This is a genomic window from Pseudoalteromonas sp. SWN29 (assembly GCF_015864465.1).
GTDB lineage: Bacteria > Pseudomonadota > Gammaproteobacteria > Enterobacterales > Alteromonadaceae > Pseudoalteromonas.
This window is the reverse complement of the sequence record NZ_JADYXE010000065.1, coordinates 1-17433: the sequence shown is the minus strand read 5'-3', so window position 1 is coordinate 17433 and position 17433 is coordinate 1. Positions and strand designations below refer to the sequence as shown.

Below are 17433 nucleotides of genomic sequence, written 5' to 3'. Positions count from 1 at the left end.
ATAAAAAACCAAGAAGCGTTTAAGCTCCAAGAAAGTTAAATACGACCTTGAAGCTTAAAATGAGAGATGGTATCTACAACACAGCGAATCATGTCAAAATGCGATGCAATATTGTATGGTGGCTCATTTTCTTCAGGCATAAAAAAAGCCGCATTAAATGCGGCTTTGGAGGTTTAGTCTCACTTCACTTTGGGCGTGTCTCCAAAACTTAGTGAATACGTTACCAAGGAACTGTTTTATTGATTAGATAGACTCTAATGCAATTTTAACCATTTCGTTAAACGTGCTTTGACGCTCATCAGCAGGTGTTGCTTCGCCAGTGATCACATGGTCACTTACTGTAAATAATGCCATTGCATTTGCGCCGTATTCAGCTGCAACGCCGTATAAACCTGCTGTTTCCATATCTACTGCTAACATGCCTAACTTGTCTAAGTCTTTATAGAACGAGTCATCTGCTTGATAGAATGTGTCGGTGGTAAATACGTTACCTACTTTTGCTTTAATGCCTAGCTCTTTAGCAGCGTTTACGCCGTTTAAAAGTAGGTCAAAGTTAGCAATAGCAGCAAAATCGTAGCCACGTACACGTGCACGGTTTACGTTTGAATCTGTGCTTGCACCTTGTGCAAAAATTACGTCACGGATTTTAATGTCGGTACCGATACCGCCACACGTACCAATACGTATAATATTTTTAACGCCAAAGCTTACAATTAGCTCACGTGCATAAATAGACATTGATGGAATGCCCATGCCTGAACCCATAATGCTTACTGGCTTACCTTTGTAAGTACCAGTGAAACCGTACATGTTACGAACGCCTGTAACTTGTACTGCATCATCTAAAAAGTTTTCAGCAATATATTGCGCACGTAGCGGATCGCCTGGCATTAATACTGTTTCGGCGAAATCACCAACGTTTGCACTGATATGCGGAGTACTCATTAATTGTTTTCCTTTTTATTTGGCGTTTTTAGCTCATTTAAAAAGCTGTCGCCGTAATCAAGCGCAGATAAGCTAAACCACTGTGCCAGTGTTTGACCTATATCTGCAAAGCTGTTGCGTTCACCTAATGGTGTGTTACTCATACCTGGTTGGTATGCAATAACAGGTACGTATTCACGAGTGTGCTCAGAACCTGGAAAGGTTGGGTCACAGCCATGATCTGCAGTGATCATTAATACGTCATCTGCTTTTAACTGATTTAGTATAGTTGGTAAATAGTCATCAAATTCTTTTAATGCTTTTGCGTATCCTACTGGATTACGGCGATGACCAAATTTTTCATCAAAATCAACTAGGTTAGTAAAGATTAAGCTGCGGTCTGGCGCACTTTTCATTACTTCGCTGGTTTTTTCTAGCAAGTTCATAAGCCCAGGTGCTTTGTGCTTTTGAGTTATGCCCTGATGCGCGTAAATATCTGATATTTTACCAATACTAATTACTTCGCCGCCGTCTTTTGCTAGTACATCTAACAATGTTGGTGCTGGCGGAAGTACTGAATAGTCACGACGATTACCCGTTCGAGCAAAGTCTTGACTATTTGAACCCAAAAATGGCCGCGCAATCACTCGTCCTATATTCATTTCATCAAGTAGCGCCCGTGCGATTTCGCAAACTTGATAAAGCTTCTCTAGGCCGAATGACTCTTCATGCGCGGCTATTTGAAACACGCTATCAGCTGAGGTGTAACAGATTGGTTTACCTGTTTTTACGTGCTCTTCACCTAGCTGTTCTAAAATGGTAGTTCCTGATGCATGGCAATTGCCTAAAATGCCAGGAATACCTGTACGAGCAATAAACTCGTCTATAAATTCTTGTGGGAAACTTGGCTGTGTTTTTGGGAAATATCCCCAATCAAATAACACTGGTACGCCTGCCATTTCCCAATGACCTGATGGCGTGTCTTTTCCGCTAGAAATTTCTTTAGCGTAACCCCATGCACCTTGAGGAGCTTGACGGTCTGAAATTAAACACGGTTCGCCACCGGCAGCTTCACATGCGTCCACTAACCCAAGTTTTGATAGGTTTGGTAGCGACAATGCTGAGCCTGTTTCGTCGTAATATGCTTTTAGTAAGTGAGCGAATGTATTAGCTCCAAGATCGCCGAATTTATCTGCATCTGGTGCTGCACCGATTCCTAGGCTATCTGCCATTAAGATAATTGCTCTTGCCATTTTGACCTCACTTTGATTCTAGGCGGTTACTTTATCTGCTGATCGAATTTTTCGTACAGGACAAAAGTCCTGTTTCATAAAACCTAAACATTATAAATTTGCACTCTTGAGCGAAGCAAAAGAGATTAATCGTGTCTTTTTTGCTATTGTGATCTACCAACAATATATCTTTCTGTGTGGATGAGAACTTTAGTGACACGAACTACTATTATAGCTATTGCGGGCGCATCGGCGTCGGGCAAATCTCTTTTTAGCCAAACAATTTACAATGAACTGGTTAACGAGCTTGAACCAGGTGCTATTGCAATTATTGAAGAAGATGCTTATTACAAGGATCAGTCGCATTTGCCTATGGAACATCGTACGCAAACAAACTACGACCATCCTGATGCATTTGAGCATGCGCTAATGTTAGAACATTTAACGCAACTTCGCTGTGGAAATTCTGTAGAAGTACCTACGTATGATTACGCACAACATACACGTAGCGAAAAAACACGCAGAGTACCAGCTGCCAAAATACTGATTGTTGAAGGTATTTTGTTATTGAGTGATAAAGCACTTAATAAAGAATTTGATATTAAAGTATTTATTGATACTCCTTTAGATATTTGCCTTATGCGCCGTATGCAACGTGATATGGAAAAAAGAGGCAGGACGTTACAATCTGTTGTTGAGCAATATCAGGCAACTGTTAGACCGATGTTTTATCAATTTATTGAACCCTCGAAACATAATGCAGACTTAGTTGTGACTCGGGGTGGTATGAACCGCGTTGCGATTGATATTATTAAAAGTAAGATAAAATATTTACTACAAGAATAACAACGGGAAACATTTGTATGACAACATTTATGAGCTTAGTCGGCATGTGTGTGCTGCTAAGCATTGCCTTTGCTGCATCAACTAATCGCAAGGCAATTAATTTAAGAACCGTTGGTATAGCATTTGCGATGCAAATTGTTATTGGTGGTTTTGTACTGTTTTTCGAAGCAGGTAAAAATGTGTTAACTAGCATGTCATCAGCCGTTTCATCGGTTATTGGTTATGCAAACGACGGTATTGGATTTTTATTCGGTCCACTTGCCTCACAAGACACATTAGGTTTTATTTTTGCGATTCAAGTTTTGCCGGTTATCGTGTTTTTCTCAGCACTTGTTGCTGTGCTATATCACCTTGGCATTATGGATTGGATAATTAGGATTTTAGGCGGCGGTTTACAAAAATTATTGAAAACCTCTCGTACAGAATCGCTTTCAGCAACAGCAAATATTTTTGTTGGACAAACTGAAGCACCGTTAATAGTTAAGCCCTTTATAGCAACAATGACAAAATCGGAATTGTTTGCAGTAATGGTGGGTGGCTTAGCCACTGTAGCGGGCTCTGTAATGGCCGGTTACGTAATTATTGGCGTAGATCTTAAGTATCTTATTGCGGCAAGCTTTATGGCCGCTCCGGGTGGTTTTTTAATGGCCAAGATGATTGTGCCAGAAACTGAAACGCCTAAAGATAACTTAGCTGATTTAGATTTAGATGATGACGATAAGCCTGTTAATGTAATTGATGCAGCTGCATCTGGTGCCGCAAACGGTATGCATTTAGCACTTAATGTAGGTGCAATGTTACTTGCTTTTGTAGCGCTAATTGCATTATTAAACGGTTTATTAGGCGGTATTGGTGGGTGGTTTGATTACCCAACATTAACGCTACAAGAAATATTAGGTTATGTATTTGCTCCAGTTGCATGGTTACTAGGTGTGCCATGGGATGAAGCGATTATAGCCGGCAGCTTTATTGGTCAAAAGATAGTAGTAAACGAGTTTGTTGCTTACTTAGACTTTATAAATTATCGCGATACGTTAAGTGCGCACACGCAAGCAATTGTTACTTTTGCTTTATGTGGGTTTGCTAACTTATCATCGATAGCCATTTTACTAGGTGGGTTAGGCGGTATGGCGCCTAGCAGGCGGAAGGATATCGCACGCTTAGGGCTCAGAGCAGTGTTAGCAGGATCTATGGCTAACCTTATGAGCGCAGCAATTGCTGGGTTTTTCCTCTCGCTAGCTTAGAAACTTATTGAGATGAACACCGGTGTTGCAAAACAAGAGGATAGCGCTTTAAGGGGTTAAAGCTCTATCTGACTTGAACGATACTTCACCAAGGGCCGCAAGGCCCTTTTATCGTTTTAGGGCTCTAATTTTTTAGCCTCAACTACTTCAAACCTCAAGCCACTTATCTATCTAACATCCTTTATAGTTATACATAACTCAAATAAACCAATACTTTAATTAGTACTTTTTGCGTCTCACCTTTTGTGTTTTTTATATTTTAAGCCACACTTGATATTACTCGTATTAATTGAATGATGACTCTCGAACGTGAAATACCTTTTTTATTTTTTATGCTTAATAAGCTCTGTATTTATTCATGCTAAAGAGAGCTTATTAGTAGTTACTGAATTAGCACCACCGAACCAAGTATTAATTAATGGAGAAGTTACAGGCGTAGGTACTGAGTTTATTAGAGATATATTTAAAGAAGCAGAGCTTACGCCTAATATTCAAATGTACCCGTGGGCACGCGCTTATAAGATTGCGAGTGAACTCAAAAACACCTTTATATATAGCCTTGCTCGCACTGTAGAGCGAGAAAACAAATTTTATTGGATTGCACCAGTTGGTAAGTTTCATTTAGGCTTTATTAGCCTCGCAGGGCGCTGCGACATAATTATTAATAATACCGAACAAGCAAAAAACTACAAAATAGCAATGCAACGAAACGACTTTTCTACTCAAACACTTTCAAAGCTTGGTTTTGAAGTTGTATTAACTAGTGATATTCAAAAGTCATATGATCTATTACTTGCTAAAAAAGTAGACTTAATTGTGGACGATCCTCTTTACATGCAACAAATGAGTGACTACTTAAAGCTTGAAAAAGGGTACTTGAACTTCATTTATAAAATAGACGAACTAACTGTTGATGCCTATTTAGCGGCTAATAAAGAAACAAATTCTGATTTAATTGAGAAATTACAAGCTGCTTTTTTAAAAGTAAAAGAGGATAAAGGGCTCCCTTACGGAAAATAAATTAACAGGAATTTGGAAGGTTATAGGCTTTATAATCATCTTTCATTTTTAACTTTTTATATTCTTTGTTAAATCGCTTTATGACACGCTCAGCTACTGACTTATTAAATGCGATGTAATTGCCCGCAAGCTTAGGAGGAGGCAATTTTTGCAGCTTAACAACGTCATTTACTTTATAGACAAAGCGTTCTAGCTGATACTTTATTGTAAATTCTGAACCTAAAATCAGATCAATTTTTCTTTTTAAAAAAAAATCTATATATTTTTTTTAGTCTCCAAAAATTAGTAATTTTTGGAGACTAAAACCAATTTCATTTACTAATGACTCGTATATGTCCCCTCTTACTATTCCCAAAGAAAACTGCTTTGCATCTTTTAGATTATTAATCCTGAGTTACTTATTAGCTTTGAGCTTATAAAAGAAAGTTTGACTAGATGCCAGCGGCCCAATCCAATTAAATAGTGGTTCACGTTCAGTGTTTTTAGCTATTGAAACAATACCAAGGTAAGTGTCTTTTGAAATAAGTTATAAGCACGCTTCCAAAGTAGCAATTTAAACTCGCAGGTTATATCAATAGCTGTGCAAATATCTTTTACAATATTGAGAGTACTACTAACAAGCTGGTCTTTGTCGTTTTGAATTTGTTGTTTTGAAATTATAAGGGAGAAATGTTCGGTATAAATTACAAGCTTAAACTCACTTGCATTAGCGCAATGACTTAGAAGAATAGAAAAACGAATATTAGGAGGGGCTAAATAATAGCAATATCATTTAGTTAATTTACATTGATAATGGGCGTTGCTTGGTTTGAGTCAAATTTCAGACACAAAAAAAGCGCCTTAAGCGCTTTTTTTCATTTCACTTAAAAAGTAAAATTATACAGCTGTGATGTTATCAGCTTGTGGACCTTTTTGACCTTGTGAAAGAGTAAACTCTACACGTTGGCCTTCAGCTAAAGTTTTGAAACCTTCGCTTTTGATTGCTGAGAAATGTGCGAAAACGTCTGGGCCATTTTCTTGCTCGATGAAACCAAAACCTTTAGACTCGTTAAACCACTTAACTGTACCTGATACGATGTTAGACATTGTAATATCCTGAAATAAAAATAAAAATATGCTCATAAGAGCGGGTGTAGCAAAAAATGAGATGGTACTTTAAAAACTTCAGGACGGTACTACAAGTATTACTTATATCGAAATGGAGATTTATAGCTTACATGCTTTCTTTCTAGCTGCGGCTTACTATATAGAGTTTAAATAATATGTCAAGTACACATTTATGATCGGAGCGATAAACAACCAAAACTGCTTTTATTCATTATTAAAATTCAAATTCTAATGCGAGCCTAAAGCTATGATTTTTTTCTGATTGGCTTATTTCAGTGATAAAACCTGCTTCCCATTTTAACTGTTTTTGTCCATCAAAACGCTGCAAGCCTATAAACCCTGGACCTATGCCAACAAAGTCTTCTCCTACGTAAACCTCTATAGAAGGTTGAAAAGCAGAACGATACCGGTAGCGATATTGCGCTCTAAACTCACTTTCCCATTCGTTTTGAATATCCTGCCCCCATTCATAAACCAAAAAAGCGTTTAATGTTAGGCTTGTTTTTCCAAATTCTTTTTCGATAACAAAACCCGAGGTTGCCTCAAATACATCTTCGTTATGCTTTTTCTCAAGCTCAAATAATGCGCCCCAATCAGCCCATAACTTACCTTGCTCAATTAATTGCCAACGTAGCTCAAGCTCGTACGCTTCTAAGCCAAAATCGCCGTTATCGTCTCGCTCACCAACTATGTAACCTTCTAGTGCCATTGTATCGTTAATAGCACCACCGCCACCCAAACGCTGCGCTAATATATTGCCACTATCAGTTTGATGTGACACTAATCGCCACTCAAACTCACGCTCAAAAGGCAAAACATAGGGGTGATATACCTTATCAACAACAATACCATCAGCATTCGCTTGGGTTGGGAGTAACAACACACAAAAAGCGGTAAAACTAAGCGCTAAATATAGGTTAAGTGCTTTCATACACGTTCCTTAGTTATTGAAGCCGGAATAACATAACAAAGTAATAAAAATAACACGCTGCTTGTACTATATATAAGTACACTCATTAAATCAGGAGTGGCCTCGTAACCAACAAGGGCACGCAATACGCGCCCAAGCTCAGAATTTTCACTTAACACATCACGTAAATCCCACACTGTTGAGGTGTTTGTAATTAAATCTATTTGGCTTGCCAAATCCAGTGCAACTAATAACTTAGCCGCGCTGTTAAAAGCAAGCAAAGTAAAAAGCGGATACATACCAAAGCGGTACTTAATTGTATTCATTAAAAAGTACAGCAATACGCTAAAACTTAAGCAAATCCCACTGCCTAATAAAGTGCCAATAAATAAGCTTTGCCCTGCATCACTATTTTGCCAAAAACTGGTGAGGTAAATAATATAGTGGCTTAAATAGAGCGTTATTGTGCTTATAACTGCGATATAAAATGCCGCTGACTTTTGCTTTAGTGCAAATACCAACACAGCAATAAATATAGTAATACATAGCCCTATCTGTGAGTACTCTAACCCTTGGTGTTCAAACCACTGGCTCACCCATGATGCGCTTTGCATGTACAGAAACGACATTACCGCGCCAATTAACACAGCAGAGCATATTCGCAAAGAGCTCTGTTTTTTTACTACTTGTAGCAGCACTAATAAAATAGCCACAGGTAGTAATTGATTAAGGCTCATGACTAAACTAGTTATTAACATGCTGCGCCTCTTCATTGCCAACTATTACAACGCCCCTTGCTGTATTTGGCGAAAACTCACCAAAAAACTCGTAATGCCCTTTACTTAGTGGCCCTATATAAATAATGCTTTTACGATTTGGGTAGAGTACTTTTTCTCTGTTTAGATCAAAGCTATCAAACTCTTCTGGTGTGCTATCTTGGTTTTCTATTAATAGTTTTACTTTTTTATTCACGGGAATTGTAATTTGTGAGGGATAGAACAAATGATCTTTTAAAATAATAAGGTACTCTTTACTCGCCGCGTTAAACGACAAAAATAGCAAACAACAAAGGCATTGATTAAATAAACGTTTAGTCACTTTTTACCTCTGTAAAAGTAACCTTAACGGTTAACCCACCTAAATGACTATTCGCTAGATGAATACTTGCGTCATAAATAGCAATTATGTGTTGAACAATCGCCATACCTAAACCCGCACCTTGCTCGCCTGATGGATGTTGATCGCCACCTACTCGATAAAAACGATTGAATATTCGCTCTTTTTGCTCTTCAGTCATGCCCGCACCAGAATCATCAATTTGCCAACTATAGCTGTTATTATTTGATGCTAATTTAATTATTATTTGACCATTATTGGGGGTGTATTTTATGGCATTGCTAAGTAAATTAGCGATGAGTGTGGTTAATGTAAACTCATCACCATTAATAATAAAATCATCACCTTCAAGACTAATAGTTTGGTTTTTTTCATCTATTTTGTCGTATTGCTCCGATACAACTTGCTGAGTAATCGTTAGCAATGATTGCTCGCTAAACTGCTTCTGCCATTGCTCAGGCTGGGTGCGCCCTAAAATTAGCATTTGCTCGACGATATTACTTAAGCGATTAATGCCTTGTGACATTGCTTGGAGTTCTTGATGGTTTTGCGAGTTGCTTTGCTTATTAGCTAAATTGTGTACATTAATTTTTAAGCTACTGAGCGGGGTACGTAACTCGTGAGCTGCATCTGAGGCAAAAAATCGCTCTCGTAAGTAAGCGGTTTCTACGCGTTTAAATAAATCGTTTAAACGATTAATAACAGGTTTAATTTCCTCGTCGGTTACCTGCCAGTTAATTGGCGTAAAGTCGTTTGCTTGGCGAGTAGCCAACTGCTTAGATAATCGAGTAAGAGGGGCTAATGCGTATTTAACAAAAAAACTTATAAAAATAGCAAGCAGAGGGACTGCCCATAGCATAGGTAACATTGCAGATAAAATAACGGCTTCAGCTAATTCAAACCGCTTTGACATAGGCTCAGCAACGATGACTTTACGAGTATTTTTTCTCATCACAAACACTCGCATACGCTGCCCTGCTACATTGGCAGTTTGAAAGCCCTCGCTAAAACTAATTTGGTTATTCGTTAAACTCGATGAGCCACTAAGTAAACTATTATTTTGCCAGATTTGATACAACAACTGAGCACTATTATTGCTTACTTGTACTGCATTTGTGCTTAGTGCCAATGGTTGCTCAATTAAAACGCCAGCCACTATTTTAAGTTCATTATCAAGCAAGTTTTCGCCGTGGTGCATGCTTTTTTGATAGCCTTTTACTAAAGCTAAAAAGCAAGTTAGCACCATCATTGAAAGTAAAATTAAGGTCAGACGTTTACGAATAGACATTTTCAACCTCGAAAGATAAACACACCCTAACGCTTACCAACTACGTAGCCAATGCCACGTAAGGTTTTAATAAAATCGCTAGGGAATTTTTTACGAAGATGATGAATATGCACCTCTATGGTATTAGAGCCAACTTCTTCACCCCATTGGTAAAGTTTATTTTCGAGTTGTTGTTTTGATTGCACCCTTCCCTGATTTTCCATCAGCGCCTTTAAAAGCATGTATTCTTTTCGCGGCAGTGTAAGTGACTGCCCACTTAGTGTAACTGTATGAGCAGATGTATCTATAACCACATCACTACAGCGCAATAAGCTTGATTGTGTTTGGTTAATGCGCCTGCTTGCTACACGTAAACGGGCAAATAGCTCCGCGGGGTCAAACGGCTTTGCAAGGTAATCGTCTGCCCCCATATCGAGCCCTTGGACTTTGTCGTCGATACTACCGCGAGCAGTTAAAATAACCACCGGAATAACTTTTTTTTGCGATTTAATATGCTTTAAAACTTGCGAGCCATCGCCATCAGGTAATCCTAAATCGAGAATAACAAGCTCAATTTCACCACTAGAAAGGCACTCTAAGGCGTGCTTTACTGTACCACTGTGCTCTACGCTGTAGCCCTCTTGACGCAAAGAGCGAATAAGCCCTTGCGCCACTAAATGATCGTCCTCAACGAGTAATAAATGCATTATGTGTTTATCTTTTTAGTTTTTTATCTACTTTTACCAATAGCTGGCTTATTGCTAGTTGGCGATATTTATCTGCTTTTGCACGAGTATCACGAATCCCAGCAGCTTGTGCTACGAGTAGTCGTGCTTTAGCTTGTTTATAATCGCCTTCGTCATACAAATATTCACCGTATAAGTAATTAGTATCAATGCCTTCGAGATTAAAAGCGAGCGCTTGTTTAAATAATTTTTCAGCTTTGTCGTCATCACCAAAACCAATTGGCCAACCAGGTACTTTACTGTAAAGCGTTGCAAGGCTTGCGTAAGCTGACCCATTTAATGCAGTACCATCTATTGAGAGTGCATTTTCGAGTGACGCTTTTGCCTCTTTTGCTAAACCAAGTGCACCCAAGCCACCTTTTGCACCTGCAAAGCTGGCTAACACAATGCCATTCCAAATATGTGTTTGTGCTGAGCTTGGGTAGTTCTTAACAAATAACGCGCTTTGCTCACTTAGTTGCGTAAACGCGTCTATTTGCGCATCGTCTTCAAGTTCGTAGTTGGCAATTGCCCACTTTTGTTGAATTGAGGTTAAGTCTTGCGCTTCATCTGCCTGTACTGCGGTTGTAAATACAGCCGTTAATATTAAATATAATGCGAGTGTAAATTTATACATAATTTTGCCCTTGTGTGTGTTTGTTAACTTAAAAAGCGTTTTATTTTAGGAAGTTGTTTTGCAATCGCGTTATCAACAACGCTTGGGAATGCGCCATTTATGCGTGCAAATAATTTTTCAGGAAAACCAATAAAGCGCCTTGTTTGGTTCGAACTTATAAGTGCTAATAACTCTTGAGCAACTAATTCTGGCGAGTCCATTTTATTACCGATCTCTTTATTCATTGCCCGCGCTTTACTGCTATTAATAGAGGTATCTGTCGCTCTTGGTGCTAAATAGGTCACTTTAACGCCTGAACCATTCAACTCACGTGATAATGCTTCTGTAAAACCACGTAAACCAAATTTACTGGCGCAATAAAGTGTTTGAAACGGGTAACCAATACTGCCAAACGATGATCCCACGTTAACAATGGTGCCTTTGGTATACTGTAACTGCCCTAAAAATAGCTGGCATAATTTAATAGGCACCGACAAATTAGTAATGAGCATATTATCTATTTGCTCAGAACTTGTGTGCTCAAGGCTTTGCATCGTATTTATACCTGCGTTATTAATAAGTAATTTAACGCCGCCGAGTTGCTTGGCTTTTATTGCTAAGTTAATGCGTGTTGTATCGTCGGTTAAATCGCCAGTAAATGTTTCACTGTCTGGGCATTCACGGCTCAGTTTTTCAAGAGCTTGCGTATTACGCCCTACAAGCAGTAACGTCCACCCTTTTGCATATAGGGCTTTAGCAATTGCTTGCCCTATTCCGCCTGTTGCACCAGTTAGCACACATAAAGAGCTGCTCATGCCGATTTGCCTTGTGCACTTGCTTTAAAAAACGGTTCATCATCGAGTCCACGAAATATATCGCCGTATAAACGATAAAAGCGCTTTGCACCATGAAGTATGGCTTGCTGATCCGCCTCATCTGTTATTTGGTTCATCAGGTTTTCAAAAAACTTTACATGCTCTATATCAAGTGCGCCGTGAGAGGTTAAATAACTAAATGCTTTTTTAGGTAAGCCCACAGCATTTGCAATGTTTGAAGCCGCGCCATCAGCAAGCGCTATCGAAGTACCTTCAAGTACATGCACCATGCCAAAAAAGCTCAAAGGATTTTTACGTGCAATGGAGTCGTACGCATACGACACCATCATCTCGGTAGCAAATTGTGGCTGACTGCACCGCACTGTTTCTTTGTCAAAACCACAGGCTGCAATATCGTTAAGTACCCACTCTTGATGGCCTATTTCTTCTTCAATGTATTCTGCGACCGCTTCGCGCAGCCATTCTTGATCGTCAGTTAATCGTGCACCAACCGACATCATTAATGGCACAGTGTGCTTAACATGGTGGTACGCTTGCGCTAAAAACGAGGCGTATTCTTCAAGTGATGCTTCGCCTTTAAAAACACGCTGGATAATAGGCGCTGCAAGCAGATAGTTTTGTTCTTGTTTAGTTTGCTCTTTTAGGGTGTTAAAAAAATCACTCATTAATTACTTCTCCAAGTCGGTAAAATTGCTCAAACACAGCATGGTACTGCTTACTTATGGCATCTCGTTTTGGGCGATTATTTGTTGTTAATAATCCTTGTTGCACACTTAATGGGGCAGTTAAACGATGCCATTTTTGAATTCGTGCATAGTCGGGTAGTTGTTTATTAATTGCGTTAATGTATTGCGCTAACACTGGGTTACTTAGCTTTGTATCGGCGTAAATAATGGCACTCAGAAAAGGTTGCCCCTCACCAAATACAACCGCTTGTAAAATACCGCTTTGACTAAGTAATAGTGATTCAGGCCACTCGGCACTAATGTTACGCCCCATACTGGTAATAATTAGGTTTTTTAGGCGGCCTTTAATAAATAGAGTATTTTGACGCTGCTCGACCAGATCACCGGTTGCATACCACTGGTTTTTGTCGTGTGGTTGATGATTTAAGTAACCTAAAAATAAGTCACCTTTTATAAAAAGCTGACCATTTTCAATTTTGGTTTGAATATGAGGTAATACAGAACCTGCACTATGGAGGTTATCGTTTGTGGGTGTATTTAAACTAACTACAGATGCCGCCTCAGAAAGGCCATAGCCTTGGTATACAGGTAAGTTTAAACTACGCGCTTTGGTTAATAGCATTTCGCTGACACGCGCACCACCTACTGCAATAAACTGTAACGAACTAGGCGGTTGCCACCCATCTTCTGCAAAAGTAACTAAGCATGCTAATAGTTCTGGCACTAAAATAAGCGTATTTGGCTTAACTTTATCAATCGCAGCAATAAGTTGTGCGGGCTGTTTTAATGCAGTTCCAACAAAGCCTAATTCATTTAATGGCATTAAGTGTACTGTACCGCCACTTTTTAAAGGGGCATACACGCCAGCTATATTTTCAAGCAATACAGCAAGGGGCAATAAACATAAATGCACAGGCTTTTTAATATTAATCTTATCGCAAAGAGATTGAGCTACCTGCATTTGGCTCTTTGCAGATAAGCACACGCCTTTTGGTTGCCCAGTCGAGCCTGATGTAAACGTTACTTTTTGAGTTTCAGGAAAATAACTGACGGGTTTAGCTACAACAATTTCGTAAATATATAATGTGTAACACTCAAATAAATTGATTGATGCGGTCGGCTCCCCAAATAAAGGGTTTAGCGTGTCGCTCATAAATACATTAGCGCCGCATTGCGCTAGTACATATTGAGTTTGTTGTTCACTAAAAAAGTGAGCAATTGGCACAGCCACTTTATTAGAAACCGCAGTAGCGGCATCAATAACAAGCCAAGCTGGCGTATTATCGAGCTTATAAGCGACACATTTGCCGTTAAAGCTTTGTAGTATTTTTACTACTTTTTGTATTTGCTGGTTAAACTCATCACCGTTAATTTCACGTGTTAGATCTTTATTATGGGCAATAATTAATGGCGATACTGAATGAGTATTATAGTAGTTCATACATTCACCAATGCGTTTACCAAAGAATTGATATTTGAGTGGTTTTGCTGCATCAAACTATAAAGCATTGGGGTATTTAATACTTGTTGGTGAGCTTGCTCTAGGCTCACAATGCATACTGTTGGTTGGTTGGCGTAATAGCTGCCCCACTTTAATGGGTTCTCAACTACAAAACTGCTCGCAAGTGCAATTTCAGTACACGTAACACCAAGTAAGCGCAATAAAGCACGCACTTTGTTGGTTGCACAAAACACTAAATGTTTTGCCCCCACACTTTGCAGAGCCTCGTTAACAATAATGAAATGTGCCAGTGTTGCTCTTCGATTTGTAGAGCAGAGATTACCAAGTTCAAAAATTTTATTACGAGAAATACTCTCATCTAAAAAATCTTCAACAGGTGATGCTAAATATTGCTCAATAAACAATGGCGAAGTTGCTTGCCTTAGCCCTAACGTGCACTTTCCTTGCTCGGTAACATATTGGCAAAGTAGTGGCATAAAAGAAGTAAGCTTAGCGTTATAGGCAACTAAAAAACCTTCTTTTACTGTATTTTCGAGATTTTTTCGATGCACATCATTAATACGAGCACTAATAAACTGAGTGTTATTTTGTGTTAAACCTAATGATGTAGAAGTGTGGGCTAATTGCATAAGCTCGCTCGTTTAAACCTGTTTATATTTCAGGATTTAAACTTAACGAGTGAAACTTAAAGAAAACTTAAGAAATTTAATTTAAATGAAAAAAGCGCCTTAACCACTACATTAAGACGCTTTTGGATGAAAACAGTTTTATACCAATCCGCAATAATACTTAATCATTTTCGGGGTTAAACGTGTCGCTACCTGCGTTAAAAAATTCTCATTTACGACTGCATGAATGCAGAAGGTAGAGCAATGCAGGAGCAATTGCCGAGAACAACTAAATAGCGAATTTTTTGCCTAGCTATCAACACGTTTTTCCAGCCTCAAAATAGATCACTTAATTAAGCGAATTGGTATTAGTTTTTTATTAGCTTGCTGTTAAAACTTATAAGCTAATGACATTTTAAATTGCGTTGGTGCGCCAGGATAAACCCATAAAGCGTTATAGCTACTTTGAGCGTACTCTTCATCAAAAATGTTATTAACACTGATATTAAGCTCAGTTTTTTCAGTTAAGTTTAACTGTCCGAATACGCCCACCAATTGATAGCTTGGCAACCTAAAACTTAAATCGGCGGCATCACCTAAACGGCTGCTGGTATATTGGTAACTTGCACCAAACTCAAGCTCTTTACCCATTAAGGCTGCTTGATGGCTAAGCGTAAGGTTTAAGTTGTTTTTTGGTACATTTACCAGCGGGCTTCCCTTTTCAATTGGCACGCCCCAATCAGCATTAATAATATCGTTTGCGGTTGTTGCATCTATATACGCGTACGATAAGTTAAACGCTGTTGCATCGGTAATGTAAGTGCTTAAATCAAGCTCAAAACCTTTGCTATCGGCTTTACCTATGGGCGCTGAAAAACCAACGTTAACTGGATCTGCCACTAACATATTACTTTTAGAAGCATCAAAAAATGCCACGGTACCATTTACGCCTTTGTATTCAAATTTAGCGCCAACTTCAAACGAGTCGCTATATTCAAAACCAAACGGGTCGCCGCTTGCATCAGTACCGCTCAGTGGTAAAAAGCCTTCGGAGTAACTACTGTAAAAGGTTATTGTATTATTTAGCTCGTACACTACGCCAACACGTGGGCTTATTTGACTCTCAGAGCTTGTTGAAAACACGCCGCTGTTAGTTTCTAAAATGTCTTGGTCAACGCTGTCAAACCTTAGGCCAACTAATAGCTTAAATTTATCGGTAATATCCATTTGGTCTTGAACATAAATACCGTATGCCTTTTGCTCTTCATCATTTTCGTAAAGTAGGCTTACTTCTGGGCGTTCACCATCGTAATTTGGCTCAAAAATATCAACCGTATACGTGCCGTTACCACCACGGTAACGCGAAAGTGCTGTTCGTAAATCGTATTTATACGCATCGGCACCTATCAATAAATGATGCGTAATACCTGCTGTATCTAAACTTCCGCTAAGCTCAAACTTAATGCTTGTGTCTTCTACTTCGTAATCGCGATAGCGTTGTTGGCGAGTAAGTGTACGGCCATCGTCAAATAACGATTGGCGCGATGGCGAAAGTTCAGCATCCGACGAAAACCCAGTTAATGTAGAGCTGCGATAGTTTGCACCTACTACTATTGCCCACTCATCGTTAATATCGTGGTTTAAAGTTATTTGGTGACCACGAGAATAAACCTGCGTATCGCCATCGTTTGGATTACCCAAGTAGCGCGAACTTGGCACTGTGTCAAAGTCGTTATCAAGTACTACAATGCCACGGTCGAATAACTGGGCTAAATCTACGTATTCAAACTCGTAAGTGACACTGGTCGATGCGTTTATTTGATGATAAATAGATGGCGTAATTACTTTCTTATTGGTGTAAACCTCATCGCGGTAGCTGTCGCTATCTTGCCATGCGCCATTTATTCTAAATGCAGTAGTCTCATTAATACCTTGAGTGTAATCGCCTTCAACACGATTAAAGCTGTCGCTACCTAGGCTTAGCTTTAGCTCGCCTTGTGGCTCAAATTGTGATTTTTTAGTAACAATATTAACAGTACCACCGGGCTCAGATCGCCCATAAAGTGCCGAGCCAGGGCCTTTTAATACTTCAATGTATTCAATGTTTGATACATCACGCTGGCCGCTAAAACCACGACCACCACTAAAACCATTAACTAAATAGCCAAATGGCATGTTTTCGTTACCCGAAAGGCCACGAATCGAAAAGCTATCCCACAGTGCACCACTGTTGTTTTTACGCGAAATACTCGCTGAAAAATCAAGCGCATCTTGTAGTTGAGTAATCCCTTTTTTATCAAGATCCCCACTATTTATACTAACAATAGATTGTGGCATTTGCTTTTGAGGAATATCGCCACGATAAGCTTGTTTATAAGTGACAGATATTTTTTCGATTTCTTCTTTTTGGTCTTGCGCAATACTTGGTGCACTAATACCTAGGCAGGCTAAATAAATTAATGAGTACTTCATGATGATTGTTTAACTAAGCAGTGTTATATTATAACAAAATTGTAGCATGTGTTATTTTATAACAAAACTTCTTTTTTAAAATTAAACTCAGGTTAATTATTACCCTAGGGCCTATTTATCTTTCGAGGTTAAATTTGCAGCAGTGTGTTTGGTATTTAGGCAAGACAGAGCCTACGAAGTGTGGTTATTCCCCATAAATAGGCGATAACGCAGCATAAATGCCAAACATGCGCTGCCCAAAGGGTTCTTTCTAGGGAGACGATTAACTCTTTGTTGCCTACATGGATGTCATAGGTAGGTACTTAAGAAAAATTTTAAGTGCAGCCTTAAAAATTTGGCTCTACCCCATATTGAAATACGCC

The 17433-nt window shown here is 39.0% G+C and carries 17 protein-coding genes; 3 read left to right on the top strand and 14 right to left on the bottom strand.

Going from position 1 to position 17433, the window contains the following annotated elements; genetic code table 11:
- Nucleotides 1-243: 243 nt before the first annotated feature.
- Both deoD and I6F53_RS18420 read right to left on the bottom strand, forming a co-directional pair.
- Nucleotides 244-945, bottom strand: a complete 702-nt coding sequence (deoD, locus tag I6F53_RS18425; RefSeq protein ID WP_024599424.1) for a purine-nucleoside phosphorylase — start codon at nucleotides 943-945, stop codon at nucleotides 244-246.
- Nucleotides 945-2177 (bottom strand): phosphopentomutase, encoded by a 1233-nt coding sequence (locus I6F53_RS18420; RefSeq protein WP_197240668.1) that lies wholly within the window; start codon nucleotides 2175-2177, stop codon nucleotides 945-947. The genes deoD and I6F53_RS18420 overlap by 1 nt, the downstream gene beginning before the upstream one ends.
- A 192-nt stretch (nucleotides 2178-2369) precedes the next feature.
- On the opposite strand from I6F53_RS18420, the gene udk reads away from it, so the two are divergent.
- From udk to I6F53_RS18405, 3 genes are all read left to right on the top strand, one after another.
- The gene (gene udk / locus I6F53_RS18415) at nucleotides 2370-3002 is read left to right on the top strand and encodes a uridine kinase (RefSeq protein ID WP_197240667.1); all 633 of its coding nucleotides are present in this window, start codon (nucleotides 2370-2372) and stop codon (nucleotides 3000-3002) included.
- 17 nt (nucleotides 3003-3019) lie between these two features.
- A complete protein-coding gene (locus I6F53_RS18410) occupies nucleotides 3020-4246 on the top strand; it encodes a NupC/NupG family nucleoside CNT transporter (protein ID WP_166421342.1) in 1227 nt (408 codons plus the stop codon).
- 309 nt (nucleotides 4247-4555) lie between these two features.
- The gene (locus tag I6F53_RS18405; protein WP_197240666.1) at nucleotides 4556-5266 is read left to right on the top strand and encodes a substrate-binding periplasmic protein; all 711 of its coding nucleotides are present in this window, start codon (nucleotides 4556-4558) and stop codon (nucleotides 5264-5266) included.
- Nucleotides 5267-6142: 876 nt separating this feature from the next.
- Here I6F53_RS18405 and I6F53_RS18400 read toward each other — a convergent pair.
- The 12 genes from I6F53_RS18400 to I6F53_RS18345 form a co-directional block, all read right to left on the bottom strand.
- Nucleotides 6143-6352 (bottom strand): cold-shock protein, encoded by a 210-nt coding sequence (locus tag I6F53_RS18400; protein ID WP_002959120.1) that lies wholly within the window; start codon nucleotides 6350-6352, stop codon nucleotides 6143-6145.
- A 235-nt stretch (nucleotides 6353-6587) separates the two neighbouring features.
- Complete coding sequence (locus I6F53_RS18395; protein ID WP_197240665.1) at nucleotides 6588-7304, bottom strand: hypothetical protein; 717 nt, start codon at nucleotides 7302-7304, stop codon at nucleotides 6588-6590.
- The gene (locus I6F53_RS18390; protein ID WP_197240664.1) at nucleotides 7301-8041 is read right to left on the bottom strand and encodes an iron transporter; all 741 of its coding nucleotides are present in this window, start codon (nucleotides 8039-8041) and stop codon (nucleotides 7301-7303) included. The genes I6F53_RS18395 and I6F53_RS18390 overlap by 4 nt, the downstream gene beginning before the upstream one ends.
- Nucleotides 8028-8381, bottom strand: coding sequence for a cupredoxin domain-containing protein (locus I6F53_RS18385; RefSeq protein ID WP_197240663.1), 354 nt, complete (start codon nucleotides 8379-8381; stop codon nucleotides 8028-8030). The genes I6F53_RS18390 and I6F53_RS18385 overlap by 14 nt, the downstream gene beginning before the upstream one ends.
- Nucleotides 8374-9687, bottom strand: coding sequence for an ATP-binding protein (locus I6F53_RS18380; RefSeq protein WP_197240661.1), 1314 nt, complete (start codon nucleotides 9685-9687; stop codon nucleotides 8374-8376). The genes I6F53_RS18385 and I6F53_RS18380 overlap by 8 nt, the downstream gene beginning before the upstream one ends.
- 26 nt (nucleotides 9688-9713) lie before the next feature.
- Nucleotides 9714-10373: a response regulator gene (locus I6F53_RS18375; protein WP_197240659.1), complete on the bottom strand. Its 660-nt coding sequence runs from the start codon at nucleotides 10371-10373 to the stop codon at nucleotides 9714-9716.
- A 7-nt stretch (nucleotides 10374-10380) separates the two neighbouring features.
- Entirely contained in the window at nucleotides 10381-11028 is a 648-nt protein-coding gene (locus I6F53_RS18370; protein ID WP_197240658.1) for a hypothetical protein, read from the bottom strand.
- A 23-nt stretch (nucleotides 11029-11051) separates the two neighbouring features.
- Nucleotides 11052-11822, bottom strand: coding sequence for an SDR family oxidoreductase (locus I6F53_RS18365; RefSeq protein WP_197240657.1), 771 nt, complete (start codon nucleotides 11820-11822; stop codon nucleotides 11052-11054).
- Nucleotides 11819-12508: a TenA family transcriptional regulator gene (locus tag I6F53_RS18360; RefSeq protein WP_197240654.1), complete on the bottom strand. Its 690-nt coding sequence runs from the start codon at nucleotides 12506-12508 to the stop codon at nucleotides 11819-11821. Before I6F53_RS18360 ends, I6F53_RS18365 begins: the two co-directional genes overlap by 4 nt.
- On the bottom strand, nucleotides 12501-13970 hold the full coding sequence (locus tag I6F53_RS18355) for an AMP-binding protein (protein WP_197240652.1): 1470 nt from the start codon (nucleotides 13968-13970) through the stop codon (nucleotides 12501-12503). Before I6F53_RS18355 ends, I6F53_RS18360 begins: the two co-directional genes overlap by 8 nt.
- The gene (locus I6F53_RS18350) at nucleotides 13967-14620 is read right to left on the bottom strand and encodes a thermostable hemolysin (protein WP_166421351.1); all 654 of its coding nucleotides are present in this window, start codon (nucleotides 14618-14620) and stop codon (nucleotides 13967-13969) included. The genes I6F53_RS18355 and I6F53_RS18350 overlap by 4 nt, the downstream gene beginning before the upstream one ends.
- 369 nt (nucleotides 14621-14989) lie before the next feature.
- Complete coding sequence (locus I6F53_RS18345; RefSeq protein WP_197240648.1) at nucleotides 14990-17071, bottom strand: TonB-dependent siderophore receptor; 2082 nt, start codon at nucleotides 17069-17071, stop codon at nucleotides 14990-14992.
- Nucleotides 17072-17433: the final 362 nt, after the last annotated feature.